Here is a 25323-nt window from a genome sequence, read left to right as displayed (position 1 = left end):
ATCAGCGCCGCGGTGCACGACCCTTTCCGGAGCCGGATCCCGCCTCGTCGTCGTCTTCGTCGACCAGCAACGACCTGAGATCGTCGAGTTCGCGTCGCAGGTAGTCGCGGGTCGCCACCTCACCGACGGCGAGGCGCAGAGCAGCGAGTTCACGAGCGAGGAACTCCGTGTCCGCCTTTGTCTGTTCCGCGCGCGCCCGGTCCTCCTCCAGCGAGACCCGGTCGCGGTTCTCCTGACGGTTCTGAGCCAGAAGGATCAGCGGTGCGGCATACGCAGCCTGGGTCGAGAACGCGAGATTGAGCAGGATGAACGGGTAGGGGTCCCACCGCCCGACGAGGGCGGTCATGTTGAGGGCGATCCACACCACCACGAAAATGGTCTGGATCGCCAGATACCGCCCGGTGCCGAGGAAACGCGCGACGCGTTCGCTGACCCGTCCTACTGCCTCCACGTCGAAGTTCCACCGGAACCGGGACGACTGCGGTGTCTCGAGGCGCGATCGGCCCTGCGAGAGTCGGTCACTCATCCTCGGTCTCCTCGTCACGCCAGTCCTCGGGCAGCAGGTGGTCGAGCACGTCGTCCACGCTCACCGCCCCGAGCAGGTGCTGCTCGTCGTCGACAACCGGCCCGCACACCAGGTTGTAGGTCGCGAAGTATCGGGTGACGGTCGTCAGCGCGTCGCCGGGATCCAGACGCGGCAGATCGTTGTCGATGATGCCGCCGATCAGTGTCGCGGGTGGCTCGCGCAGCAATCGTTGCAGATGGACGCAGCCGAGATATTTGCCCGTTGGGGTCGCGGTGGGCGGCCGCACGACGAACATCATCGACGCCAGCGCGGGAGTCAGGTCCGGATGCCGCGCCCGGGCGAGCGCTTCGGCGACCGTCGTGGCGGGACTGAGCACCACCGGTTCGGGGGTCATCAGACCGCCGGCGGTGTCGGGGGAGTGCTCGAGCAGTCGCCGCACCGGTTCGGAGTCCTCCGGGTCCATCCGCTGCAGGAACGACTCGGCGTCCGTCTCGGGCAACTCGCCGAGGAGGTCGGCGGCGTCGTCGGGATCCATGGCTTCGAGAACGGAAACCGCACGGTCGACGCCCAGTTCGGTGAGCAGTTCCGTCTGGTCGTCCGAGGGGAGTTCCTGGACGATGTCGGCAAGCCGTTCGTCGTCGAGCGCGACTGCGACCTCGGTGCGCCGCTTCGCCGGCAGATCGCGCAGGGAATTGGCGACGTCGGCGGGCCGCATGTCCTCGAACTGCATGAGCAGTTGCGCGACACCCTGTCCGGGCATCGCCAGAGCCTGCTGGGTGAGGCCGTGTACGTGTGGCCATTCCACGATGTGGATCGGGGCCCGCCGCGCGAGCCGACCGCGCTGCCGGCGCACCGCGACTCGCGCGACCACCCAGTCCCGGGTGCGTGTGAGTTCGATGCCGAGGTCCACCACGACGGTGTCCACGCCCATCAGATCCGGCAGTTCCGGATCTTCGACGCGCACCTTCGAATCGAGCACCTGTGCCAGGGCGAGCACCTCGGACGGGCGCTGCGTGAAACGGCGAAGACTCACGTTGCCGGTCACCAGCGTCACCGATCCCGGTTCGATCGCGGTCACCCGCAGCATGGGAACGAAGATTCGTTTCCGCGTCGGCAGTTCCACGACGAGTCCCAGAACCCGTGGTGGCTGACGGCCGACCCGGATGGTGAGGACGACGTCGCGCACGCGACCGACCGATTCCCCGTCGGGTCCCAGGACCACCAGGCCCGTGAGCCTGGCCACGAATACCTTGCTCACTGCTGCCAAGAGGTCACTCCCTACCGTTTCGGTGCCGCACGGAGTCAGCATAAAAGCGGCCCCGAGCGGTGTGGACACACCGTCCAGGGCCTCTCGGCCACCGCAGACGGATGTACGCAGTGACCCGCATGAACCGTAGTCATCGTACGCATCGTCGCCCCGGTTCCCGGTGCGCCGGCACAGACGGCGAAACCGAAACGGATAGCCGGTTTCATACTGCGGACGTGGGGTAGCCCTTGCACATCTCATTCCAGCGTGATCGAGAAAGGACGACCATGGCAGAACGCGTAATGGGGGCGGATCGGACGCCGATTCAGCTCGCCTCGATGGTATTCGGGGTGGTGTTTCTCCTGGTCGGAATTCTGGGGTTCATCCCGGGAGTCACCACCGACTACGACACCATGACCTTCGCCGGGCATCATTCCGGCGCAATGCTGCTCGGCATCTTCGAAGTTTCCATCCTCCACAACATCGTCCACCTGCTCTTCGGTGTCGCCGGGCTGGTGATGGGCCGTACCATCTCCGGCGCCAAGGCGTATCTCATCGGTGGCGGCGTCATCTACGCCGTCCTGTGGATCTACGGCCTGCTGATCGACAAGGACAGCTCGGCGAACTTCGTTCCGCTCAACACCGCGGACGATTGGCTGCACTTCGTGCTGGCGGTCGCGATGATCGCCCTCGGGGTGTTGCTGTCGCGTGGCCGAAGCACCGTAGGCCGACGCACGGCATAACGCGCGGGCACAACGGCGGGCCGACACCGAGGTCGGCCCGCTGATGCTCTCGCCGATGCGACCGGCACCGGCAGGACGTTCAGAACCAACCGCGCGGTCGCGGTCCCGAACGCCGGAGTGCCCGGGCGCTGGCATGATCGACACCGCGGGCTCGCCGCCCGCGGTGTCGTTTGTTTCCCAACATGGAGGTCGGTCCGGTCATGTCGTTTTCCTACAGGCCCCGCCGGTCGGTGCTGGCGGTTCCCGGCAGCAGCCGGAAGATGATCGACAAGGCCAAAGGACTCCCCGCAGACGAAATCTTCCTCGATCTGGAAGACGCCGTCTCGCCCCTCGCCAAGGCAGAGGCCCGCACGACGATCGTCGAGGCGCTGAACGAAGACGGCTGGGGCGACCAGATCAAGGTGGTCCGCGTCAACGACTGGACGACGGAGGCCACGTACCTCGATGTCGCGACCGTCGTCGGCGGCGCGGGTGCGAACCTCGATGCGATTCTGCTCCCCAAGGTTCCCGACGCAAGCCATGTTCAGGCCCTCGATCTCCTGCTGACGCAGGTGGAGAAGGCCCACGGCCTCGAAGTCGGCCGCATCGGTATCGAACCCCAGATCGAGAACGCGCTCGGCCTGACCAGTATCGACGCGATCGCCACCGCGAGTCCGCGGGTGCAGACCCTCGTCTTCGGTCCCGCGGATTTCATGGCGAGCATCAACATGCGCACGCTCGTGGTGGGGGAGCAGCCCGACGGTTACGACCGCGGCGACGCGTATCACCACATCCTCATGACGATCCTCATGGCCGCACGCGCCCACGGACTCCAGGCCATCGACGGGCCCTACCTCCAGATCCGGGACGTGGACGCTTTCCGCCGGTCGGCTCAGCGCACCGCCGCGCTCGGCTTCGACGGCAAATGGGTGCTGCATCCCAGCCAGATCGACGCCGCGAACGAGGTGTTCAGTCCACGGCAGCAGGACTACGACAAGGCCGAGATGATCCTCGACGCGTACGAATGGCACACCTCCGCGGAGGGCGGAGCACGCGGGGCGGCGATGCTGGGCGACGAGATGATCGACGAAGCCAGCCGCAAGATGGCACTCGTGATCTCGGCGAAGGGGCGGGCGGCAGGGATGTCGCGGACCGAGTCGTTCGAGCCTCCCCGCTCGTAGTAGTCGTGTTCATCCACCGGCTCCGGGCAGAATGGACACCGGGCGTGTCGGTGAAGACGGCGCGCGGCCATCGAGAAGGAGCCGAATACTCATGACCAGTCCCATCGGACCTGGCGGCCGTCAGGTGCCGGGCCTTCCGGAACCGCCGAGCGGATGGCCGGTCGGTTCGTACGCGACCTACGCCGAGGCGCAGCGCGCAGTCGACCACCTCTCCGATCAGAACTTCTCCGTCGAGGACGTCACCATCGTCGGCGTCGACCTCATGCAGGTCGAGCGGGTCACCGGCCGGCTGACCTGGCCGAAGGTGATCGGCGGCGGCATCGTCTCCGGCGCCTGGCTCGGTGTGTTCTTCGGTCTGCTGCTGGGAATCTTCTCCACCGACTTCCTCGGTCCGCTCGTGGTGGGTCTGGTCGGCGGCATCATCTTCGGGCTGATCTCGGCGTCGATTCCGTATGCCGCGACCCGCGGACAGCGCGACTTCTCCTCGACGATGCAACTCGTCGCGGGGCGGTACGACGTGCTGTGCAAGCCGCGCACGGCGGAGCAGGCCCGCGACCTGCTGGCCAAGCTCGCACTGTAATCACAGCGTCGGACCGGGCAGCACCGTGCCGATGCCGAGTTCCGGGAGACCGGATCTCGGTGCGACGGGGCTGCACCGGTCTCGCCTGCGCCGCTAGTGTCGGTCGTATGCGCGATCTCGGTTCGGTGGCCGACGAGCTCTACGGGCTCGACCCCGGTGACTTCGTGTCCGCACGCAGCGAATGCGCGGCCGAGGCTCGTCGCGCGGGCGACCGCGAGTTGACCGCCGCAATCGGACGATTGCGGAAACCCACCGTCGCGGCGTGGATGGTCAATCTGCTCGCCCGCGAACGCGCGGTCGAACTCGCAGCACTGCTGGATCTCGGTGATGCGCTGCGTGCCGCACAGCGGCGATTGTCCGGCAGCGACATGCGAGCGCTCTCGGCGCAGCGGCGAAAGGTTGTGACGGCGCTCGAGCGGGCGGCCGCCGACCTGGCGGACGAACGCGGACGGCACGCTACCGAGAGTGCGCTCAGGGAAGTGAGCCAAACACTCAATGCCGCGCTCGCGGACCCCGACGTGGCCGCCGAGGTCCGTGCAGGACGGCTCGCCTCCATCGTCGAGCACACCGGGTTCGGGGATCTGTCCGCCGTGCCCCTGACGGTCGTGCCGGACTCGGCGGAGGACGGCGAATCCGAGTCGAAGGCGCCCGAGCGGGCGAAGTCCCGGACGACCCGAAGTTCCGGGTCGAAAACCGGCCGGGGAACCGCCGAACGGAACAACACGGCCGAACGGGAAACTGCGGAACGTGAGGCGCGGCAGGCCGAGATCGACAAAGTCGCAGGCGAGGCGGAGTCGGCGCGCGCGGCCGTCGAGCAGGCCCGCTCCGCAGCGGTCGAAGCCGACGCGGAACTCGAACGATTCGATCGAGAGGTTGCCGACCTGCGTCGCAAACTCGAACATGCCGAGCAGCAACGGCAATTCGCGCGACGAGCCGTTGCCCGCGCGAAGAAGGAAGTCACGTCTGCGGAGCGGGTGGCGTCCGCCGCCGAGACGAAACTCGTGCGCCTGCAGAACGCGACACGGTGACGAGGCGACACCGCTGCGGTGAAGAAGCGTCGGTGCCGAACAACCCGGTCGCGGGAAGGCAGCGGGGCGGGCTAGGGTCCCGGCATGGGTGAATACGCAGAACCGGAGGTGCGGGTCCTCGAGTCCGAGGCCGAACTGACGCAGGCGATGGCACTGTTCCGCACGGCGATGGTGGGATTACCGGGAGCGTCCTTTCCCGACGGGAAGATCCACGACTACCTCGAACCCGGTCGCACGTTCGGGGCTTTCGTGGACGGCGTTCTCGCCGGCACGGTCGACGGGTTCTCGGGGGAGATGGTCCTACCCGGCGGCGCGCGGGTCGCGCACACCGCCGTCACCCACGTCGGCGTGCTGCCCACCCATACGCGCTGGGGAGTCGTCACTGCGCTCGTCCGGCGGCAACTGCACGACGCGCGCACCCGCGGCGACGTGGTCGCGACACTTCGGGCCTCCGAGGCGACGATCTACGGCAGGTTCGGGTACGGAATCGCGTCGTGGGCGGCGGAGTCCGAGGTGGACGTGCGCCGGGCGACCTTCCGGCCGGGTGCTCCGGAAGGCGGTCCCGTTCGGATGCTGGACGAATCGGAGCGATGGGAGCTGTTGCCGCGCATCCACTCCCGCCACCTACCTGCCCGTCCGGGCACTCTCGAACGGTGGTCGCGATGGTGGAACTCCCATCGACTGCGGGCGGAGTCGACGTCCGGGCCGCGTTACGTTGCGGTTCACGGCCAGCCCGGACACGAGGACGGGTTCGTGCGCTACCGCCCCTCCACCGCCGACCCCAGCGAGTGGTTCACGAGTGAGACCCCCACGATCGTCGTCGACGATTTCTTCGCGTCGTCCGCCGAAGCGCACGCCGGCCTCGCCCGTTTCCTGCTCGGCCTCGACCTCGTCGCCCGCGTGAGATTCGCCGAAATGCCCATGGACGATCCGATGCCCTGGCTCCTGCACGACCACCGTGCGGTCCGGACCCGGTCGATCGAGGACGAGACGTGGCTGCGGGTACTCGACGTGGAACGGGCACTGGCCTCCCGTGCCTACTCGGGAACAGGGAAGGTCACGCTCGGCGTCGTCGATCCGATGTTCCCCGAGAACGAGGGCGCGTACACGATCTCCGCCGACGGTGCGGTCCGCAGCGACGAGCAGGCGGACCTGCGGGTCGGTGTGGCCGAGTTGGGGTCGATCCTGCTGGGCGGCGTCGCCTGTCGCACGCTGGCCGCCGCGGGCCGGATCGAGGTCTGTCGAGCGGAGGCGGTGCCCGTCGCGGACGGCCTGTTCGAGTGGGACTCGGTGCCGTTCGCCGGGACCTCTTTCTGACGCACGTCCTCCGGTCGGCCCGCGGGCCCAAGGCCCGTTTTGCTCCGCTTGCGCGACGGCAAGCGATATTGTCGATTTCAGTGACACAAGTCACTGTCTCGGCAGTGCGGGCGGAGGCGGGATGCGACGGAAGTGGACAAGGCGTGTCACAGCCGGCGTTGTCGCGGTGCTTGCCGCGGCGGGTCTGACGGCCTGCGGGAGCGACAGCAAGGGGACCGTTCTCAGCTTCTACACGGCAGCGGACGGTGCCGAGCAGTATGCGCAGGCAGCGGCCGTCTGCACCGAGCAGGCGCAGGGGCGCTACTCGGTCGAGCAGCGGACCCTGCCCAAGAACGCCGACGATCAGCGACTGCAGTTGGCACGGCGCCTCACCGGCGGTGATGCCGGTCTCGACCTGATGACGCTCGACGTGGTGTGGACGGCCGAATTCGCCGAAGCCGGGTGGGCTGTCCCGTTGCCCCCCGAGATCGCGGCCGACGTGACCGAAGGGACCCTCCGGGGGCCCCTCGAATCCGCCACCTGGCAGGACGTCCTCTACGCGGCGCCGCTCAACACCAACACCCAGTTGCTCTGGTACCGGAAGGATTTGATGCCGGACGGGCAGCCACCGCAGACGTGGGACGAGATGATCGAGATCGCGAGCGGTCTCGCCTCCGAGGGGCTTCCGAGCTGGATCGGGGTCACCGGACGTCAGTACGAGGGCCTCATGGTCTGGTTCAACACGCTTCTCGCAAGCGCCGGTGGGTCCGTCGTCGCCGACGACGGTGTCACCGTGACCCTGGCGGACGGTGACGCCGCGGTGACCGCCCTCGACATCATGAAGCGGGTGGCGACCGCGCCGGGAGCCGATCCGTCGCTGAACCAGGCCGACGAAGCGGCGGTCCGGCTGGGCATGGAGAGCGGCCGCACGGCGTTCGAGGTGAACTGGCCGTTCGTGCTCCCGGGGATCCTGGAGAACGCTGCCGACCTGCCGTTCATCGACGAGAACGGCAATGTCACCGTTGTGGACACCGGCAACACGGTCCTCACCGTCGACGGGGAGCAGAATTTCCTTCCGGCGCCGTATCCCTCCGTGATCCCGGGTGAGCCGGCGAAGGTGACGATCGGCGGGTTCAACATCGCGGTCGCCCGGACGAGTACTCATCCCGACCTCGCGTTCGAGGCGATGACGTGCCTGCGCAACGAGGAGAACCAGCGCAACAACGCCGTCGCGGGTGGCGTGCCGCCGACACTGGAAGTGCTCTACGACGACCCCGTCTTCCAGGAGGCGTATCCGGCGTGGCGTGAGGTGCGCGCCAGCCTCGAGAACGCGGCCGTGCGCCCGGCTTCGCCCGCCTACCAGAGTATTTCGACGTTGGTGACCTCCACCCTCAACCCGGTGGACCGGATCGACCCGCCGAAGACCGTCGACGAACTCGCCGAACAGGTCCGCAAGGCGGTCAACTCGGAAGGGCTGGTTCCGTGACGACAGTCGAATCGCAGAAACAGAGCGACGGGCAGCACGACAACACTCGTCCGGCCAAAGCCGCTCTGTCCGAAGGCAAGAAGGCGGAGCGGCGCCTCGGTCTCTGGCTCGTCGCGCCGGCTGCTCTGGTGATGATCGCGGTGACGGCCTACCCGGTCGGGTACGCCGTGTGGCTGAGCCTGCAGCGTTACGACCTCCGTTTCCCCGACGACCGGACGTTCGTGGGCCTGTCGAATTACGTAGCGGTGCTCACCGACAGCTTCTGGTGGCAGGCGTTCTTCGTAACCCTGGGGATCACCGTCGTCTCGGTGGCGATCGAGTTCGTCCTGGGACTGGCGATCGCCCTCGTCATGCAGCGGACGATCCTGGGCAAGGGACTGGTGAGGACCGTTGTCCTGATTCCGTACGGGATCGTCACCGTTGCGGCGGCCTACAGCTGGTACTACGCCTGGACACCCGGAACCGGGTACCTGGCGAACCTGCTGCCGGACGGCAGCGCCCCGCTCACCGACCAGCTTCCGTCGCTGGCGATCATCGTGCTCGCGGAGGTCTGGAAGACCACGCCGTTCATGGCCCTGTTGCTCCTCGCGGGGCTCGCCCTGGTTCCCGACGACCTGCTCAAGGCCGCACAAGTGGACGGCGCGGGCGCGTGGACCAGGCTCATCCGCATCATCGTGCCGCTGATGAAACCGGCCATCCTCGTCGCGTTGCTGTTCCGCACGCTCGACGCGTTCCGGATCTTCGACAACATCTACGTGCTGACCCGCGGCTCCAACGGCACCGGGTCACTGTCGATCCTCGGTTACGACAACCTGTTCAAGGCGTTCAACCTGGGGATCGGCTCGGCGATCAGCGTCCTGATCTTCGTGTGTGTCGCCATCATCGCGTTCGTGTTCATCAAGTTGTTCGGTGCGTCGGCGCCCGGGTCGGACGAAGGGAATCGATGACGATGGCGGACAACCGCAACAAGACCGTGTCGTGGTCCGCGGTCAACGTGCTCGTTCTCCTCTATGCACTCGTACCGGTGCTGTGGATCGCCAGCCTGTCGTTCAAGCCGCCCGGCACCATCCAGGACGGCAACTTCATCCCGCAGCAGTGGACGCTCGACAACTATCGCGGCATCTTCAAGACCAACGCGTTCACGAGCGCATTGATCAATTCGATCGGGATCGGTCTGATCGCGACGTTCGTCGCCGTGATCCTCGGGACGATGGCCGCGTATGCCGTCGCGCGCCTCGATTTCCCGGGCAAGAAGGTGCTGGTCGGCGTTGCGCTGCTCATCGCGATGTTCCCGCAGATCTCCCTCGTCAGCCCGCTGTTCGAGATCATGCGCAGCCTCGGGTTGTTCGACACCTGGGCGGCGTTGATCATCCCGTACATCACCTTCTCGCTGCCTCTGGCCATCTACACACTCTCGGCGTTCTTCCGGGAGATCCCCTGGGAACTCGAGAAGGCCGCCAAGATGGACGGCGCCACCCCGGCTCAGGCGTTCCGGAAGGTGATCGCGCCCCTGGCGGCACCGGGCATCATCACCGCGGCGATTCTCGTGTTCATCTTCTGCTGGAACGACCTGCTGTTCGCGATCTCGCTGACCTCGACGGAGCGGTCGATCACGGCACCGGCGGCGATCGCGAACTTCACCGGTGCCTCGCAGTTCGAAGAACCGACCGGTTCCATCGCTGCCGCCGCGATGGTCATCACCATCCCGATCATCGTGTTCGTACTGATCTTCCAACGTCGTATCGTCGCCGGACTGACGTCCGGCGCGGTGAAGGGGTGAGCGTCATGGCCGAGATCGTGCTCGACAAGGTGACGAAGGAATACCCTGACGGCGCCAAAGCTGTCAGCGACGTCGATCTGACGATCGCGGACGGTGAGTTCATCATCCTCGTCGGGCCGTCGGGGTGCGGAAAGTCCACGACGCTCAACATGATTGCGGGACTGGAGGATATCTCCAGCGGGGAACTGCGGATCGCGGGTGAGCGCGTCAACGAGAAGGCCCCGAAGGACCGCGACATCGCGATGGTGTTCCAGTCGTACGCCCTGTACCCGCACATGACGGTGCGCGAGAACATCGAATTCCCACTGACTTTGGCGAAGATCCCCAAGAGCGAGATCGCGGAGAAGGTCGACGAGGCCGCCCGCATCCTCGACCTGACCCAGCATCTCGACCGCAAGCCCGCCAACCTCTCGGGTGGTCAGCGGCAGCGAGTCGCCATGGGGCGGGCCATCGTTCGCAATCCCAAGGCGTTCCTCATGGACGAACCGCTGTCCAACCTGGACGCCAAACTCCGGGTCCAGATGCGGACCGAGATCGCCCGCTTGCAGAAGCGGCTCGGCACGACCACCGTGTACGTCACCCACGATCAGACCGAGGCGATGACGCTCGGCGACCGGGTGGTGGTCATGCGCAGCGGACTCGTCCAGCAGGTGGGCGCACCGCAGGACCTGTACGACCATCCCCGGAACCTGTTCGTAGCCGGGTTCATCGGCTCGCCGGCGATGAACTTCACCTCGGGACAACTCGACTCCGGGAAGGTGCGGTCCCCGTTCGGGGATTTCGAACTCCCGGACGACCGATGGGAGATGGTGCGCCGGCACAATCCCTCCCGCGACGTGGTGCTCGGTATCCGTCCCGAGCATTTCGAGGACGCAGCCCTGCTCGATCCGGGGCAGCGGGAGAAGGGGGTGACGTTCACGGCGGACGTGGACGTTCTCGAGTCGATGGGGTCGGACAAGTTCGCGTATTTCACCGTGGAAGGTCCCGACGTGCGGTCGAAGGAACTCGACGAACTCGCCGCCGCGACAGCCTCGGTCGATCTGGCGGGCGGCACGCTGGTGGCACGCCTGCCCGTCGAATCGCAAGTGGCCAAGGACAAGCCGGTGGACCTGTGGTTCGATCCCGCCAAGGTCGCGCTGTTCGATCAGGAGACCGGGACGAACGTCACCTTGCCGGAATGACGTCCCCGGCGCGCGGACGAGACGCATGATCGTGGCTCGTCATCGGGGATGGCGCCGTCGCAGTCTCTCCACGATCTCGTCGTTCCAGACGTGGCGCCGCACGAGGCGATAGCGTTCGCGCGCGATCCAGAGGTAGGCCTCGGCGTCGGTCCGGTTCGGCAGCATGTCGGCGGCCCGGACCAACGCGACGACGGGAAGGAACTCGTCGTCGTACCAGCGTTGCGCGACCTCCTCGCGGGTGAGGAACTCCCCGAGGTCCTGCATCAGGCGAAACCCCCACGCCTCGACCGCTTCGGCGAGTTCGGCATAGTCCCAGGGATCGGTGACACGCACGGTGTTCGCCGCGTGGTCGGGCAAGGGGACGCGGGTGCAGAACATCCGGTAGTGGTCCTTGCGGACGAGGTCCGACTGGCCGGTGATGCCGTCGGCGGAGATCCGGGTGACGATCTCGGTGACGTAGGCGTCGATGGTGCGGTCGTGCTGCGCGTACGCGATGGACACGCGGTGATGGCCGTCCTGCACGAAATGCATCCAGCCGATCCGATACACCGAGATGGGCGGCATCGCCTCACCCCGCCTGCGTGCGACGGCGATCCTCTCCCAGCGCTGACGGAGCCGGGCAGAGGTGGGACGGAACCGCCGATCGAAGTCGTCGGTGCGATCCACGCTCCCGACGATCGACGACACCTCGATGATCTGCAGACCCAGACGGCGCTCGTCCACCCTGCCGAGCGCACGAACGACCTCGTCGAACGGCAGCACGGTGTTGACGTCGTCGGGTTCGCGTCGCAGCCACGCGATCAGGCGGGCGTACTCGGCGCGGCGACGCTGCCGGGCGAAATCGTCGCCGGCATCGGAAACCGGAAACCCGGTGTCACGCGCCATTCCTCGACGGTACCGGGCGGCGAGCCCCCGCGGGCCATCCTTGCGTGTCGGTAGTCCGTGGAACAGTCGACCCGTGACGAACCGGATCCTCACCGTTCGCGAACTCGGTCGCGCCACCCTCGCCCGCCAGCACCTGCTGCGGCGTAGCGACCTCTCGGCCACGGAGATGCTCGAGCATCTGATCGGCCTGCAGGCGCAGGCACCCGAGCCGCCGTATTTCGCGTTGTGGACGCGGACGCGCGGATTCACCCCCGACCGGCTCTCGGACCTCCTGGCCTCCCGTGAGGTCGTCCGCATCGCGTTGATGCGCGGCACCGTCTTTGCCGTAACCGCCTCAGATGCCCTGGCCCTGCGGCCGTGGGTACAGCCGCTGCTGACCCGTGCGCTGCGCACCGACGGGCAACACGCCGCCGGACTCGCCGGCATCGACCACACGGCGCTCGCCGCGTGTGCCGGAGAACTCGTGCGCCACGCCCCGCGGACACCACAGGAACTGGGGTCGCTGCTCGCCGAGCATTTCCCCGGCCACGACCGGCGTGACCTCGCCTACGCGGTACGAGGATTGCTCCCTCTGGTGCAAGTCCCACCGCGTGGGCTGTGGGGGAGGGCCGGTCAGCCGCGCCTCACGCTCCTCGACCACTGGATCGGACGCGGCAGCGCCACGCTGCCGTCGCGGGTCGCGGACCCGGCGACGCTCGTGCGCCGCTACCTGGCCGCGTTCGGACCCGCGAGCGTGCGGGATGCGCAGGCATGGTCGGGCCTCGGAGGGCTGGGTGAGATCTTCGACGCGCTCCGCTCCGAACTCGTGGTGTTCCGCACCGAGAACGGCGTCGAACTGTTCGACCTGCCGGAGGCGCCCCGTCCCGACTCGTCCACACCGGCGCCCGTCCGCATCCTCGCCCAGTACGACAACGTGCTGCTCTCCCTCGCCGACCGCACCCGGCTCGTGTCGGACGCCGACCGTCGCCGCCTCGTGACGAAGAACGGCATCGTCGCCGCGACCGTGCTCGTCGGCGGCACGGTCGCTGCGTCCGTCCGCCGCACCACGACCCGCCGCTCGGCGATCCTCGAGGTCACTCCGTGGCGTCGGCTCAGCTCCGCGAACCGGTCTGCGATCGAGGCGGAAGGGTTGCGACTGCTGAAGTTCTCGGCGCCCGGCGTCGACGACCACGACGTCCGGATCCTGCCGGACGCCGGAACGTGACACGACGAGACGGGCCGACACCGCGGCCGCGGGCGCGGACTAGATTGCAGGGGTGACCGACGCCGTGCTCAACGCAGTCCGCACCCACCTCACCGCCAACCTCTCCGGCCCGGGCGACGGGGAACCCGAGTCTGCGTCTGTGACGTTCCTGGGACTGGAACCCATCGATGTGCTGCGGTTCCGCAGCGCCGAGACCGGCCTGGTGCGGTTCGCGACCCTCGGTTGTTCCCGGCATCCCATGGGCGATCCGACGGATATGGTCGCCGACCCCACGCGCGGCCCCCGCGCCGAGTTGGTGCTGAGTTTGCGCAATGCGGAGGGCATCACGACCGGCGTGCACCGCACACTGGCGCTTCTCGCGGCGCTCCCGGCGGTCGAGGGAGTCGTGCTCACCGAGGACGCCCTGCTCGATCTCGGCGAACCGCTCTGGGAAGGGGCACCGTTCACCGCGGTGTTGCTCGAGGCCGGGGACGTACCGGATCTGGAGTTGCCCGAACCCGCCGATCCGGTGCAGTTCTTCGACGCGATTCCCCTCACCGGGACCGAAGCGGCCTGGAAGCGCCTCCGCGGCGCCGACGCACTGCGCGAGGCGTGGACCGAAGCCGGCATCGATCTCCGAGATCCCAAGCGAGCGCAGGCTCGTCTCTGACCCGGTTGCGTCAGCGCGGTACGACGACCCCCACCGGCCCTGCACCGAAGCAGACGCTCAGCCCAGGGGTGGTGGGCCGGACCTGCACACCGTCACCGCCACCGGGCACCCGCACGTAGACGGTCCCCGGCCCTTCGGAGACCGCGACCCGGGCGGGCTCTCGCGACGGGAAGCCCACCTCGATCTCACCGTCGGCGGACGCGAGATAGTTCAGTTGCACAGTCCACGTCGCCTCGAGCATCGACCCGGTGGGCAGCATCGTGACGGCGCCCGGTTCCGCGAGACGTCCACAACCAGGCTCGGGCCCCGAATCGACCCAGCGCACCGCCAGCAGGTCGGCGGGGACGAGCGCGCCGGCCTCGTCGAGGACCCGCAGTTCCGTGGTGCTGTCGCCGATGCCGGAGCGGTCCGGGAGCGCCGCGAACACCGACGACAGCAGGTTGTGCGGGAATGTCACGGGAAGCAGCACCCACACCGAGACGGGATGGTCGAGAACGGGGACGTCCGGCCGGGACGTCAGGCCTTCGCGCGCCTTCGCCAGGTAGCCGCCGGTCGGATTGTCCGTCCAACTGCGGGTGAACGTCGCCGTGGACCACAGGGAACTCGCGGTGAAGAGCACCGCGACGGTCGCGACGACCGTCCGTCCGATCGGCTCCGGGATCGGCCTCGTGCCCGGCTGGAGCGGGGCGCGCAGCACCAGCGCGGCGGCGATCGCGACCACGACGGCGGAGTCGGCGAAGTAGCGGAGCGTCTGGGCGAGTTCGTACGTGGTGCCGGGGCCGAAGCGCGTGCTGATCATGGCAACCATCGACGCCGCGACATAGGCCGCGGCCGCGCCCCACACGAACCCGGTGCGTTGTCGTCGGCGCAGGCTCCAGCCGAGTGCTCCCAGCACCGCGACCCATGCGACGAGGACGAGAACCGCCGGTGGATCCGCCCACGGCGGACCGGGGTTCCACCGGTCCCACTGCCAGGGACCACCCACCAGCGCCGGGAGAAGTCCGTACGACAGACCGTGGATGCTCAGCCCGCGTGCCATTTCTGCGGTGGGTGTACCGAACCGGGACTCGACGGTCGACAGATAGAAGCCGAGCCAGATCGCGAGGACCAACGCCGACGCAAGCCACAACGGTGCCGCTCGTCGCAGCGCGGTCCGCACCGGGCGCTTCTGTCCGTCGACGCGGTAGGTCAGCGCGAGCACCGCGAACGCGACGAACGGCACGAGGATCGCCTTCTCGAAGAACGCCACGGCAAGAGCGGTGACAAGTACGCCGCTCACGAGATGCCGGCGCCGGCCGGTGCGGGCGTACTGCAGAGCGTCGCCCGCGACCCAGGCGAGAGCCGCCTGCAACGGCAGCGAATTGAGTGCTGCCGCCCACCATGCGAAAGCGGGCAGGGTCAGTGGGGTGAACAGGTAGAAGACGAGCGGCGCCCAGAGGGCACGCCGTGCACCGAGCAAGAGCCACAGCACGCGCAGCACCGCGAGCGAGGCGAGCGCCTGCCCCAGCACGAGTGTCACCGCGGCGGGCCACCACTGCAGCGGGGCGATCATGGTGGCGAGCCCTGCGACGAGAAACGCGCCGGGCATGAGGTGTCCGTCGTGGTCGTACCGCAGGAAGGACTCCGACAGCAGCGGCTCGGTGCCGGCGCGGCCGATGAGAATCAGGTCGTCCCAGTAGAACTCGCTCGTGGCCGCGATCGCCGTCCGAAACACCACCTGGGCCGCGACCAGTGCGAGGGCGACGACCAGGACCATCCGGCCCCGATCCTGTTGCGCCCGAGGACTTCCGGATCCGCTTTCGGAAAGTGTGGCCGTCACAGCCACTTGTTGCGCCGGAAGGTGACGAACAGCCCCACGGTGATGACGACGATGACACCCCACACCAGGAAATATCCGTATTCCCAATGCAACTCGGGCATCTTGTCGAAGTTCATTCCGTAGATTCCGGCGATCATCGTGGGCACCGCGGCGATCGCGACCCACGCGGAGATGCGGCGCATGTCGGTGTTCTGCTGCACGGTGACCTTCGCGATGGCCGCGTCGAGCAGCGTGCCGAGGGTCTCGTCGAACGCGGCGATGCGGTCGGAGACGATGGTGTGGTGGTCGGCGACGTCACGGAAGTAGCGGCGCACGTCCTTCGGCACGGGGTTGCCCGGCGACCGAATGAGCATTTGCAGCGGTTCGGCGAGCGGGACGACGGCACGTCGCAACTGCACGATTTCGCGCTTGAGGAGGTAGATCTGCTCGACCGCGATATGCGTGTCGGGCGTGAAGACGAGTTCTTCGAGATCGTCGACATCGGGTTGCACGGCGGTGGTGACCGCGAGATAGGAATCGACGACGTGGTCGGCGATCGCGTGCAGCACCGCGGCGGGACCGAGCATCAGCCGCGCCGGGTTCTGCTCGAGTCGGCTGCGCACCCGGGAGAGTTCGGAATGGTCGCCGTGCCGCACGCTGATGATGAAGTCCGGCCCGGTGAACAACATGATCTCGCCGGTTTCGACGATGTCCTTGGTGGTGGTCACGCTCTCGTGCTCGATGTAGCTCACGGTCCGCAGAACCAGGAACAGCAGATCGTCGTAGCGTTCGAGTTTGGGGCGCTGGTGCGCGTGGACGGCGTCCTCCGCCATCAGTTCGTGCAGGCCGAACGTCCGGGCGACGCTCGTCATCTGTCGTTCGTCCGGTTCGTGCAGGCCGAGCCACACGAATCCGGTTCCGCGGCGACGCACTTCCGCGAGTGCGGCGGAATGCGTGTACTTGCCCGGTTCGCGCCGGCCGTCGATATAGACCGCGCAGTCCACGACTGCCTCTTCGGTGGGCACCGGCTGGGGGTGTTCCTCCACTTCGGGCGTGGCCACCGAGATGTGCCGATCCGATCGGGAGGGCAGGTCCGCCATGGTCTCCCTCCCTCCGTTGTGGTCGAGCGGCACGAGATGTCGCGCCGCCATGTTAGTCGCCACACCTGACAGACTGGTGATGTGCGTATCGATCTTCACTCCCACTCCACGGCGTCCGACGGCACGGACAGTCCGTCCGAACTCGTCCGCCTTGCCGCAGAGTCGGGATTGGACGTGGTGGCGCTGACCGACCACGACACCACCGCCGGATGGGACGAGGCGGTCGCGGCAACGCCGTCCGGTCTGCGTCTCGTACGGGGGATGGAGATGTCGTGTACCGGGCGGGGCGAGGACGGCTTGCCCGTCGCGGTGCATCTGCTCGCCTACCTGTTCGATCCGGAGGATCCGTCCTTCGTCGCCGAACTCGGCCGTCTGCGCGGTGAGCGTGTGTCCCGCCTCCGTGCGATGGCGGAACGGATGGCCGCCGACGGTCTTCCGATCGATGCGGACGCCGTGCTCGCGCAGGCGGGGCCGGCGGCAGGCCGCCCGCATCTGGCGCGAGCGCTCGTCGACGCCGGGGTGGTGGACACCGTCGGCGAGGCCTTCACCGATCTGTTGTCGCCGCGCGGACGCTATTACGTCTCGAAGGTCGATACCCCGCTCGCCGACGCGGTACGGATGGTGACCGCGGCGGGCGGTGTCACCGTGATCGCTCATGCCCGGGCACGCGCACGCGGGCGTCTGCTCGCCCTCGATCAGATCGAGGAACTCGCGGAGATCGGTCTGGGCGGACTCGAAGCCGACCACCCCGACCACAGCGCCGCCGACGCGCGGTTGATGAGGGACCTGGGCGAGCGCCTGGGCTTGTTCGTCACCGGGTCGTCGGACTATCACGGACAGAATAAGGACATCGCGCTCGGACGGTTCACGACCGACCCCGACGCATACGAGGCTCTGCTCGACAGGGCGAAGGGAGTCGAGGTGGTCTCGGGATGAGGGTGTCGGGCACGTCGCGTCCGGGTTCCGGGCCGGACGACGAATTCGGCGCGGCCCCGGGCCATTACGACAACCGTGCGTACTACCGCCGGCCGTACGACGATCAGGCGTACGACCGCAGGGAGTACTACGACGGGACGTACCGCAGCGACAGGACGACCCGCAGCGACAGGACGAACCGCAGTGACCGCAGTGCGGATCCTGCCCCGGCGCGCACGGCGCCGTGGGCGGTCCGTGCGGGGCGGGTCGTCTCCGGGGTGGTCACCGGCGCGGTGCTGATTCTCGCCGTGGTGGTGCTCGGAGCGCAGTACCTCAGCGGCGAGCGAGGCTTCCCCGGGCCGGGTTCCACATCCGTGTCGGCCCACCTCTTCGCAGCCGTGGTGGCGGTGCTCGCGCAGATCGTGGCCGACCGTAGAAGGGGCGCGGTGTCCCTCGCGGCGTGTGGTGTGGTCATCATCACTGCATCGATTCTGCTGATCACGCAGTGGTGGGGTTGAACCACCGTCATCCGGTGCTACCGGCCGGTAGCACCGGAGAATCCGCAGGAAAGGGGTTGCGCGCTTCGCGGCGTTACCGGAAACTCACAGGTGAGACCGTAAAAAGGTGAAACCTTTGCAATCGATGCCGATTTGATTGTTGGTCTGTAAAGGTGGCAAACTCGCCACCACGACCGAGGCCGGAGTCACCATTCCGGTATCGGAAGAAGGATGGCAGAGCCGCTCGAGGGCTTGTCGCCGTGGCCACCCGCCGCGGCGCCATCACGCTCCGGAAGACGTACAGCGTTCCACAGCCGTAACCATGATCGCGCCCGGATGCTTCATCGAATATGTCCTTGGCGGAGCCCTGTAGTTCGATGTGAAACGCATTGGAATGCAGAATCTTCGCAGTAACCGGGGCCAGGACTGGCCCCGGAACACGCAGGAGTGTCATCGTGTCAATTGTGTCTGATGCACATACCCCCGAGAAGCTCGAGCTGACCGACGAAGAGATCTTCGGCAGCCATGTGGGCGGAAAGCTTTCGGTCGAACTCGCTGCGCCCCTCGAGACGCAGCGCGACCTCTCCATCGCGTACACCCCGGGCGTGGCCCAGGTCAGCCGCGCGATCGCCGCCGACGAGACGCTCGCCGCGCGCTACACCTGGACGAACCGCCTCGTCGTGGTCGTGTCGGACGGCACTGCCGTCCTCGGACTCGGCGACATCGGCCCTCGCGCGTCGCTGCCGGTCATGGAGGGTAAGTCCGCACTGTTCAAGAAGTTCGCGGGGCTCAACTCGATTCCGCTGGTGCTCGACACGAAGGATCCCGACGCGATCGTCGAGACGCTGGTCCGCCTGCGCCCGAGCTTCGGTGCCGTCAACCTCGAGGACATCTCGGCACCCCGATGCTTCGAGATCGAGAAGCGTGTCATCGAGGCCCTCGACTGCCCCGTCATGCACGACGACCAGCACGGCACCGCGATCGTGGCGCTCGCCGCGCTCAAGGGTGCGGTGAAGGTGCAGAACCGCGACATCACCTCGCTGCGTGTCGTGATCTCCGGCGCGGGTGCCGCGGGCGTCGCCTGCGCGAACATCCTTCTCGCCGCGGGCGTCGAGGATATCGTGGTGCTCGATTCGAAGGGCATCGTCTCGTCGGATCGCGAAGACCTCCACCCGATCAAGGCGGATCTGGCTGCCCGCACCAACCCGGCAGACCGTCGCGGCGGGCTGATCGAGGCACTCGACGGCGCCGATGTGTTCCTGGGCGTGTCCGCGGGCACCGTCCCCGAGGAGATCGTCGCGACGATGGCCGACAACTCCATCATCTTCGCGATGTCCAACCCCGACCCGGAGATCCACCCCGACATCGCGCGCAAGTACGCCGCCATCGTCGCAACCGGTCGTAGCGATTTCCCCAACCAGATCAACAACGTGCTCGCGTTCCCCGGTGTGTTCCGGGGTGCGCTGGACGCCGGGGCCCGGCGGATCACCGAGGGCATGAAGCTCGCGGCCGCCGACGCCATCCTCTCCGTCGTCGCCGACGAACTGTCGGTGGACAAGATCGTGCCGAGCCCGCTGGATCCGCGAGTCGAGCCGGCCGTCGCGGAAGCCGTTGCGGCAGCAGCCAAGGCCGAGGGCGTCGCCTGATCCCAGCTGTTCTGCTCACAGACGCCGAACGCCCGTCCGGATTCCCGGGCGGGCGTTCGGCGTCGTGAACGCGGATGGGACGATGGGACCCGCCTGGAAGTCGGTCGGTTCGAGGAGATGTGATCGGTGAGGATTCGGATGCTGGGTGCCGCGGCGGCGGTGACCGCTGTGGCCGGGACACTCGTCGGATGCTCGACCGGTCAGGTCCTGTCCACCGAGCCGGATTCCGGCGGGATCACCGTCGGCTCCGGACAGTCACCGGACAGCCGCGTCCTGGCGGAGATCTACGCGGAGGTGCTGCGCGGCACCGGGGCCTCGGTGGACACCCGCCTCGGACTCGCCGAAGGCGAAGATCTCGCCGCACTGGATGCCGGCGCGGTCGACGTCTTGCCGGAATACATGGGCGGGCTCCTGTTGCGGTTGCAGCCCGGTGCCACCGTGATCGAACCGGACGAGGTGTTCGAGGAACTGAACAGATCCCTGCCGCAGGGACTCTCGGTCTCCGACTACGCGGTCGCCGAGCAGCCCGGGGCGGGAGATGCCGGCGAAGACGGCAGTTCGGCGCCTGCGGCGAATGTCCTACCGCTGATCCGCAGCGGTGCGCTGACCCCGGACCAGGTGAAGGCACTGAACGTGGTGGCGGGGGAGCTAACCACCGATGAGCTCGCCGAGATGGAGGACGCGGTGCGCCGCGGCGACGTCGAACCCGATCGCGCAGCGAGCGATTGGCTCGCCGCGCGCTGACCCGGAATCGGTGGCCCGGGCGTCACTTTCCGCGTGTGTCGTCGCCGCTCCCGAGCTGCCGGATCCGGTCCGCGGCCTCCCGGAGGCGCGCTTTGCGCTCGTCGGCCTCGGACTCCTTGAGTTCGTCGTAGAGTTCTTCGTCCTCGTCGCTGAAACCCAGGATCATGCGGGGCACACTGAGGGTGACGATGAGCGACGGCCACACCACCCACGCGTAGTCCCAGTCGACGATCATCTGCAGCACGAGGAACGTCATCAACGTGATGCCGATGATGATCCAGTCGAGGGACTCGACGGTCCTGCCGCGCTGGCGCAAGGAGACGAGTTCGGATTCCGTGTCGGTCGGCGCGGGCGCATCACTTCGTCGCACCGCCGGGGCTGCGGCGGGCGTGTCGACGACGTGGACGTGCCCGTTGGCGATCTCGAGCGGCACGCCGCCGGGAAGTCCGGCGAACGCCGGCCGAGCGTCGGGCAGGGTGCGAGCCTGCGCAACCCAGCCCGATCGGTCGTAGAACTCCGACGAGTCGAGTCGTCCCGCGGCGTAGTGCTCACCGAGCACGTTGAGCGCGTGCAAACGCTCGTCGTCACTCAGCAGGATGTCCTCGGAGCGTGAGTCGTCGTCCGTCATCAGATCCGCCGTCCGGTCGAATTGTCGGGTCCCACTATAGGAAATCCTGCGCCCGACGGCGACCGATCAGTCGCGTGCACCGGTGGCTGCTTCGCCGGCCATGTGCGTGCGGAGGAACGTTCCGACCTCACCAACCGCCTCCGCTGCCTCCCGTACGAGTCCCGCCTGCAGGTGCGCCACGTGCCACAACTCGGGCTGCTCGGTGTATTCCAGGTCGACGTCTGCGGCGCGCAGCTTTTCCGCGAACTCGCGGATCTGCGGGTAGAGCACCTCACTCGTACCCACCTGGATCAGTGTGGGCGGAAGTCCGGTGAGATCCCCGTGTAGCGGCGCGTAGCCGGGATCGGTCGGGTCCCCGCTGCCGAGATAGGCGTCGGCGGACGCGAACGCCCACGCGGTGTTGACGACGACATCCCGATCGAACGGCACGGTGCGCGACCCCGGATCCACCCAGGGGGACAACAGCCCCAGCGCGGCCGGCTCGACCCCGTGGCGGTCGATGAGACGGCGTGCGGTCGCCACCGACAGACCTCCGCCCGCGGAGTCACCGGCGATCGGTGTCTTCGACGCCTCGACCCCGTGCTCGGTGATGAGCTCGATGTACGCGGCCACCGCATCGTCGAGCGCGGCGGGGTAGGGATGCTCCGGAGCGAGGCGGTAGTCGAGCGCGTAGACGACCGATCCGGTCGCGGCGGCGAGATGTGCGACCAGCGATCGGTGGGTCGCGGGGGAGGCGCAGGTGTACGCACCACCGTGCAGATACAGCACCGCCGTGGGACGTTCGGTGGCCCCGACGGTGACCCGCTCGGCGGGGCGCCCGCCGAGTCGTACCTTGCGGACGACCGTGCCCTTCGGCAACGGCTGGATCGGTGCGGCGGCCTCGAGCAGTCGCCGCTGTACCGAGTAGGGCAGCCGGGCATTGAGGGTGAGCCGGTAGAGGGGGCGCAACGTCGCCCGCACGAGGCGCAGAGGAAGCTGTGGCATCGGCGCAGCCTAGTTCTTGGGCATGATGCGACCGGCAACGGTCGCGACGACACGCTGGTACGACGGACCCACGAGCCGAACCCAGCCGTCGAGAAGCTTGGCGTCGGCACCGATGAGCACGCGTGCCCGATTCTTCCGGACGCCCCGCAGGATCGTCTTCGCTGCCTGCTCCGCGGTGGTCCGCGCCAGCTTGGTGTCGAAGAACTGCGCGAAGCCGGGTTGGTCGTCGCCGTCGGGAACGGCCGCATTCCGGGCGATGGCGGTCTTGATGCCACCGGGATGCACGCACGTCACCTGGACCGGATGCTTGGCGATGAGCATTTCCTGACGCAGCGACTCGGTGAATCCGCGAACCGCGAACTTTGCGGCGTTGTACGCCGTCTGGCCGGGAATGCCGAGCAGGCCGAACAGGCTCGAGACGTTGATCAGATGCCCGTCGCCCGAGGCGATCAGGTGCGGGAGAAAGGCCTTGGTGCCGTTGACCACGCCCCAGAAGTCGACGTCGACGATCCGTTCGATGTCCTTGAACTCGGACCGTTCGAACTCGCCGTGATAGGCGATCCCGGCATTGTTGTAGACCTGGTTGACCTTGCCGAAGTGGGCGACGACGGCGTCGGCGTACGCGAGGACCGCTTCGCGCTGCGTGACGTCGAGGTGGTCGGACTTCACTTCCGCGCCCAGATCGGTTGCCAGGCGCACTGTTTCCGCCAAGCCGACGGCGTCGACGTCCGACAGCGCGAGCTTGGCGCCGCGACCCGCGAGATCGACCGCGAGCGCCCGCCCGATACCGGACCCGGCTCCCGTGATGACGACAACCCTGCCTTCGAATTCGCTCACTGGATTGCAGCCTTCCGGGATTCGCGCTCGGTGCGCTCGGTGGGGGTGTCGGCGGACTCGGGAGCCGCGAGGGAGGAGAGATCGGACTCGGCGACCGCGCAGTACGCGTCCAGGTCGAAATTCTTTGTCAGGCGACGGAATTCGAAGGTGAACCCCGGCCACAGCGTCGTGTTGTTGCCGTGCTTGTCGAGATACCAGCTCGCGCAACCGCCGTTGCTCCACACGCTGTTCTTGAGCGCGTCCTGGAGGCCGCGGTTGTACTCGTCCTGCACGTCCCGGCGCACTTCGACCGTGCCGAGGCGGTGCCGGTCGATCGTGTCGATCGCGTCGACGAGGTAGTTGAGCTGCGATTCGATCATGTACACCATGGACGTGTGACCGAGTCCGGTGTTGGGGCCGACGAGGAAGAACAGATTCGGGAACCCTGCGACGGTGGTGCCCTTGTAGCCCTGCATTCCGGTGTCGTCGAAAACGTCTGCGAGAGAACGCCCGTCCTTGCCGAAGATCCCCGCGAACATCGGCGAGTCGGTGACGTGGAAACCCGTGGCGACGACGATCGCGTCGACCTGGCGGGTGGTGCCGTCCTTCGTCACGATGCCGTCGGCGGTGACCTCGGCGATCCCATCGGTGACCAGGTCGACGTTCGGACGGTCGAGGGCGGGGTAGTAGTTGTTCGAGATGAGCATGCGCTTGCACCCGATACCGAAATTCGGGGTGACCTTGCGGCGCAGCGCACGGTCGGAGATGCCGCGGCGGATCTGGACGCGCGCGGCGAGTTCGAGCGGCTTCATGAACACAGGCGCCTTGGTGAGGCCGACAACCTGCGTCTCTCTCATGAGGTACTGGAGAGTGCGCGACAGGCGCTGGAATCCCGGGATGCGGTGGAAGGCGAACTTCTCCGCCTTCGTGTACTCGCGGTCGGCGCGCGGGAGCACCCACGGCGCGGTGCGCTGGTAGACGTCGAGGTGCGCGACCTTGCCGGCGATGGCCGGCACGATCTGGATCGCCGACGCGCCGGTACCGATCACGGCGACTCGCTTGCCCGCGAGGTCTGCGTCGTGATTCCAGCGGGCGGAATGGAAGATCTCGCCGCCGAAACTCTCGATGCCCGCGATGTCGGGAAGTGCGGGCTCGCAGAGAGCGCCGACCGCGGACACGAGGTTCTTGGCGCTGAAGTTGCCGCGAGTGCTGCGGACGTCCCAGCGGTGCGTGGCCTCGTTCCAGCGTGCGTCCTGCACGTCGCAGCCGAAGACGGTCCGCCGGCGGACGTCGTACTTGTCGGCAACCGAGGTGATGTACGCCTGGATCTCGGGCTGGGGCGAGAACGAGCGGGTCCAGCCGGGATTGAGGGCGAACGAGTAGGAGTACAGGTTCGAGGGGACGTCGCACGCTGCGCCGGGATAGGTGTTGTCGCGCCAGGTGCCACCCACCTCGTCCGCGCGTTCGAGGACGAGGAATTCCTTCCCGGCCTTGGAAAGTTTGATGGCGGCGCCGAGTCCGGCGAACCCGCTGCCGATGATCAGCGTATCGATCCGGCGCGTGGTATCACCGGCGGAGGTGTCTGTAACCGGAAGACTCATGTATTTGAGGTTAAGGCGTCGAGGGGGTGTGGTCAACACTTTGTTGACGATTATTCAATAAGGATGCTTGCATGGGAACCGTGAGCGGCAACAGTTCCGGGAAAGGAGGGCGGCGTACCCGCCTGAGCCCGCAGCGACGCCGCGCGCAACTGATCGAACTCGGGGTGGAACTCCTCGCGAGTCGCTCGCTCGATCAGATCTCCGTCGAAGACATCGCCGACCGGGCCGGAGTGTCGCGCGGACTGCTGTTCCACTACTTCGCGTCCAAGCACGACTTCCACGTCGCAGTCGCGCAGCACATCAGTCGCGACATGATCGAACGCACCGCGCCCGACGAGGACCTCGACCCGATGGAGATGCTGCGCGGCACCGTCGTCGCGTACGTCGACTACGTCACCGAGCGCCCCGACACGTACGTGTCGATGCTGCGGGGCTCGGCCGGCGCCGACCCGGACATGCGGGCGGTCTTCGAAGACACCCGGCGCGTGCTGGTCGAGCGCACCGTCACCCATCTGCCCAGCATCGGCATCGAACCCGACGCCGCGGTCCGGCTCGCGGTCCGCGGCTGGGTGGCGTTCGTCGAGGACATCACCATCGCGTGGCTGCAACAGCAGGGGATATCGCTGACGCCGGGAACGGACTCGCAGGCCTCACCGGAGGGCGCCACCGCACTCACACGCGAACAGTTCGTCGACCTCGCGGTCGCCGCTCTGCCGGCGGTGGTGGCGTCCGCTCAGCTCGCCTCCAGCGGCTAGTTCCACCGGCGGCCGGTCGCGCCCCGGAACGCCGCGAGCCGGGCCGGTCGTCCCGTAGGACGAACCGACCCGGCT

The 25323-nt window shown here is 67.6% G+C and carries 25 protein-coding genes; 16 read left to right on the top strand and 9 right to left on the bottom strand.

All coding sequences use genetic code 11. The annotated features are described in order from the left end of the window. Position 1: 1 nt before the first annotated feature. Both AC0B44_RS00390 and AC0B44_RS00385 read right to left on the bottom strand, forming a co-directional pair. Entirely contained in the window at positions 2-526 is a 525-nt protein-coding gene (locus tag AC0B44_RS00390; RefSeq protein ID WP_471900964.1) for a DUF1003 domain-containing protein, read from the bottom strand. Continuing rightward, positions 519-1793 (bottom strand): magnesium transporter MgtE N-terminal domain-containing protein, encoded by a 1275-nt coding sequence (locus AC0B44_RS00385; RefSeq protein ID WP_471900963.1) that lies wholly within the window; start codon positions 1791-1793, stop codon positions 519-521. Before AC0B44_RS00385 ends, AC0B44_RS00390 begins: the two co-directional genes overlap by 8 nt. Before the next feature lie 266 nt (positions 1794-2059). Here AC0B44_RS00385 and AC0B44_RS00380 point away from each other — a divergent pair, with 266 nt between their 5' ends. The 9 genes from AC0B44_RS00380 (at position 2060) to AC0B44_RS00340 (ending at position 11026) form a co-directional block, all read left to right on the top strand. Next, positions 2060-2515: a DUF4383 domain-containing protein gene (locus AC0B44_RS00380; RefSeq protein WP_471900962.1), complete on the top strand. Its 456-nt coding sequence runs from the start codon at positions 2060-2062 to the stop codon at positions 2513-2515. A 200-nt stretch (positions 2516-2715) separates the two neighbouring features. Continuing rightward, positions 2716-3675: an HpcH/HpaI aldolase/citrate lyase family protein gene (locus tag AC0B44_RS00375; RefSeq protein WP_471900961.1), complete on the top strand. Its 960-nt coding sequence runs from the start codon at positions 2716-2718 to the stop codon at positions 3673-3675. A 91-nt stretch (positions 3676-3766) separates the two neighbouring features. Then, entirely contained in the window at positions 3767-4255 is a 489-nt protein-coding gene (locus tag AC0B44_RS00370) for a YflT domain-containing protein (protein WP_471900960.1), read from the top strand. Positions 4256-4362: 107 nt separating this feature from the next. Beyond that, complete coding sequence (locus tag AC0B44_RS00365; RefSeq protein ID WP_471900959.1) at positions 4363-5283, top strand: hypothetical protein; 921 nt, start codon at positions 4363-4365, stop codon at positions 5281-5283. Positions 5284-5367: 84 nt separating this feature from the next. Beyond that, complete coding sequence (locus AC0B44_RS00360) at positions 5368-6600, top strand: GNAT family N-acetyltransferase (protein WP_471900958.1); 1233 nt, start codon at positions 5368-5370, stop codon at positions 6598-6600. A gap of 121 nt (positions 6601-6721) precedes the next feature. Beyond that, on the top strand, positions 6722-8065 hold the full coding sequence (locus AC0B44_RS00355; RefSeq protein ID WP_471900957.1) for an ABC transporter substrate-binding protein: 1344 nt from the start codon (positions 6722-6724) through the stop codon (positions 8063-8065). A 65-nt stretch (positions 8066-8130) separates the two neighbouring features. Then, positions 8131-9012, top strand: a complete 882-nt coding sequence (locus AC0B44_RS00350) for a carbohydrate ABC transporter permease (protein ID WP_471901349.1) — start codon at positions 8131-8133, stop codon at positions 9010-9012. Positions 9013-9014: 2 nt separating this feature from the next. Further along, positions 9015-9845 carry a carbohydrate ABC transporter permease gene (locus AC0B44_RS00345; protein ID WP_471901348.1) on the top strand — a complete coding sequence of 277 codons (831 nt, stop codon included), beginning with the start codon at positions 9015-9017 and terminating at the stop codon, positions 9843-9845. A gap of 5 nt (positions 9846-9850) precedes the next feature. Continuing rightward, entirely contained in the window at positions 9851-11026 is a 1176-nt protein-coding gene (locus tag AC0B44_RS00340; RefSeq protein ID WP_471900956.1) for an ABC transporter ATP-binding protein, read from the top strand. Between the two features lie 39 nt (positions 11027-11065). On the opposite strand, the gene AC0B44_RS00335 is transcribed toward AC0B44_RS00340, so the two are convergent. Continuing rightward, positions 11066-11911 (bottom strand): chromosome partitioning protein ParB, encoded by an 846-nt coding sequence (locus AC0B44_RS00335; protein ID WP_471900955.1) that lies wholly within the window; start codon positions 11909-11911, stop codon positions 11066-11068. A 73-nt stretch (positions 11912-11984) separates the two neighbouring features. Here AC0B44_RS00335 and AC0B44_RS00330 point away from each other — a divergent pair, with 73 nt between their 5' ends. Both AC0B44_RS00330 and AC0B44_RS00325 read left to right on the top strand, forming a co-directional pair. Next, positions 11985-13115, top strand: coding sequence for a winged helix DNA-binding domain-containing protein (locus tag AC0B44_RS00330; RefSeq protein ID WP_471900954.1), 1131 nt, complete (start codon positions 11985-11987; stop codon positions 13113-13115). A gap of 52 nt (positions 13116-13167) precedes the next feature. After that, a complete protein-coding gene (locus tag AC0B44_RS00325) occupies positions 13168-13764 on the top strand; it encodes a suppressor of fused domain protein (protein ID WP_471900953.1) in 597 nt (198 codons plus the stop codon). A 10-nt stretch (positions 13765-13774) separates the two neighbouring features. On the opposite strand, the gene AC0B44_RS00320 is transcribed toward AC0B44_RS00325, so the two are convergent. Together AC0B44_RS00320 and AC0B44_RS00315 are read right to left on the bottom strand one after the other, a co-directional pair. Beyond that, positions 13775-15520: a hypothetical protein gene (locus AC0B44_RS00320; protein ID WP_471900952.1), complete on the bottom strand. Its 1746-nt coding sequence runs from the start codon at positions 15518-15520 to the stop codon at positions 13775-13777. A 59-nt stretch (positions 15521-15579) separates the two neighbouring features. Next, positions 15580-16662, bottom strand: coding sequence for a magnesium and cobalt transport protein CorA (locus AC0B44_RS00315; RefSeq protein ID WP_471900951.1), 1083 nt, complete (start codon positions 16660-16662; stop codon positions 15580-15582). 81 nt (positions 16663-16743) lie between these two features. Here AC0B44_RS00315 and AC0B44_RS00310 point away from each other — a divergent pair, with 81 nt between their 5' ends. The 4 genes from AC0B44_RS00310 to AC0B44_RS00295 all read left to right on the top strand — a co-directional run bounded on the left by AC0B44_RS00310 (position 16744) and on the right by AC0B44_RS00295 (position 20464). After that, positions 16744-17598: a PHP domain-containing protein gene (locus AC0B44_RS00310; RefSeq protein ID WP_471900950.1), complete on the top strand. Its 855-nt coding sequence runs from the start codon at positions 16744-16746 to the stop codon at positions 17596-17598. Then, on the top strand, positions 17595-18095 hold the full coding sequence (locus AC0B44_RS00305) for a hypothetical protein (RefSeq protein WP_471900949.1): 501 nt from the start codon (positions 17595-17597) through the stop codon (positions 18093-18095). Before AC0B44_RS00310 ends, AC0B44_RS00305 begins: the two co-directional genes overlap by 4 nt. Positions 18096-18529: 434 nt before the next feature. Continuing rightward, complete coding sequence (locus AC0B44_RS00300) at positions 18530-19720, top strand: NAD(P)-dependent malic enzyme (protein ID WP_471900948.1); 1191 nt, start codon at positions 18530-18532, stop codon at positions 19718-19720. A 126-nt stretch (positions 19721-19846) separates the two neighbouring features. Beyond that, positions 19847-20464, top strand: coding sequence for a glycine betaine ABC transporter substrate-binding protein (locus tag AC0B44_RS00295; protein WP_471900947.1), 618 nt, complete (start codon positions 19847-19849; stop codon positions 20462-20464). A gap of 22 nt (positions 20465-20486) precedes the next feature. Here the strand turns inward: AC0B44_RS00295 and AC0B44_RS00290 are convergent, their stop codons facing one another. The 4 genes from AC0B44_RS00290 to AC0B44_RS00275 all read right to left on the bottom strand — a co-directional run bounded on the left by AC0B44_RS00290 (position 20487) and on the right by AC0B44_RS00275 (position 24493). Continuing rightward, on the bottom strand, positions 20487-21092 hold the full coding sequence (locus tag AC0B44_RS00290) for a DUF1707 SHOCT-like domain-containing protein (protein ID WP_471900946.1): 606 nt from the start codon (positions 21090-21092) through the stop codon (positions 20487-20489). Positions 21093-21158: 66 nt separating this feature from the next. After that, positions 21159-22076, bottom strand: a complete 918-nt coding sequence (locus AC0B44_RS00285; protein ID WP_471900945.1) for an alpha/beta hydrolase — start codon at positions 22074-22076, stop codon at positions 21159-21161. A gap of 9 nt (positions 22077-22085) precedes the next feature. Beyond that, positions 22086-22913, bottom strand: coding sequence for an SDR family NAD(P)-dependent oxidoreductase (locus AC0B44_RS00280; RefSeq protein WP_471900944.1), 828 nt, complete (start codon positions 22911-22913; stop codon positions 22086-22088). Continuing rightward, positions 22910-24493 (bottom strand): flavin-containing monooxygenase, encoded by a 1584-nt coding sequence (locus AC0B44_RS00275; protein WP_471900943.1) that lies wholly within the window; start codon positions 24491-24493, stop codon positions 22910-22912. Before AC0B44_RS00275 ends, AC0B44_RS00280 begins: the two co-directional genes overlap by 4 nt. A gap of 71 nt (positions 24494-24564) precedes the next feature. Here AC0B44_RS00275 and AC0B44_RS00270 point away from each other — a divergent pair, with 71 nt between their 5' ends. Continuing rightward, positions 24565-25248, top strand: coding sequence for a TetR/AcrR family transcriptional regulator (locus tag AC0B44_RS00270; RefSeq protein WP_471900942.1), 684 nt, complete (start codon positions 24565-24567; stop codon positions 25246-25248). The last annotated feature ends 75 nt before the right edge of the window (positions 25249-25323 follow it).

The sequence above is a fragment of the Rhodococcus sp. NPDC019050 genome (assembly GCF_055664235.1).
This window is presented reverse-complemented; position numbering and strand designations above follow the sequence as displayed.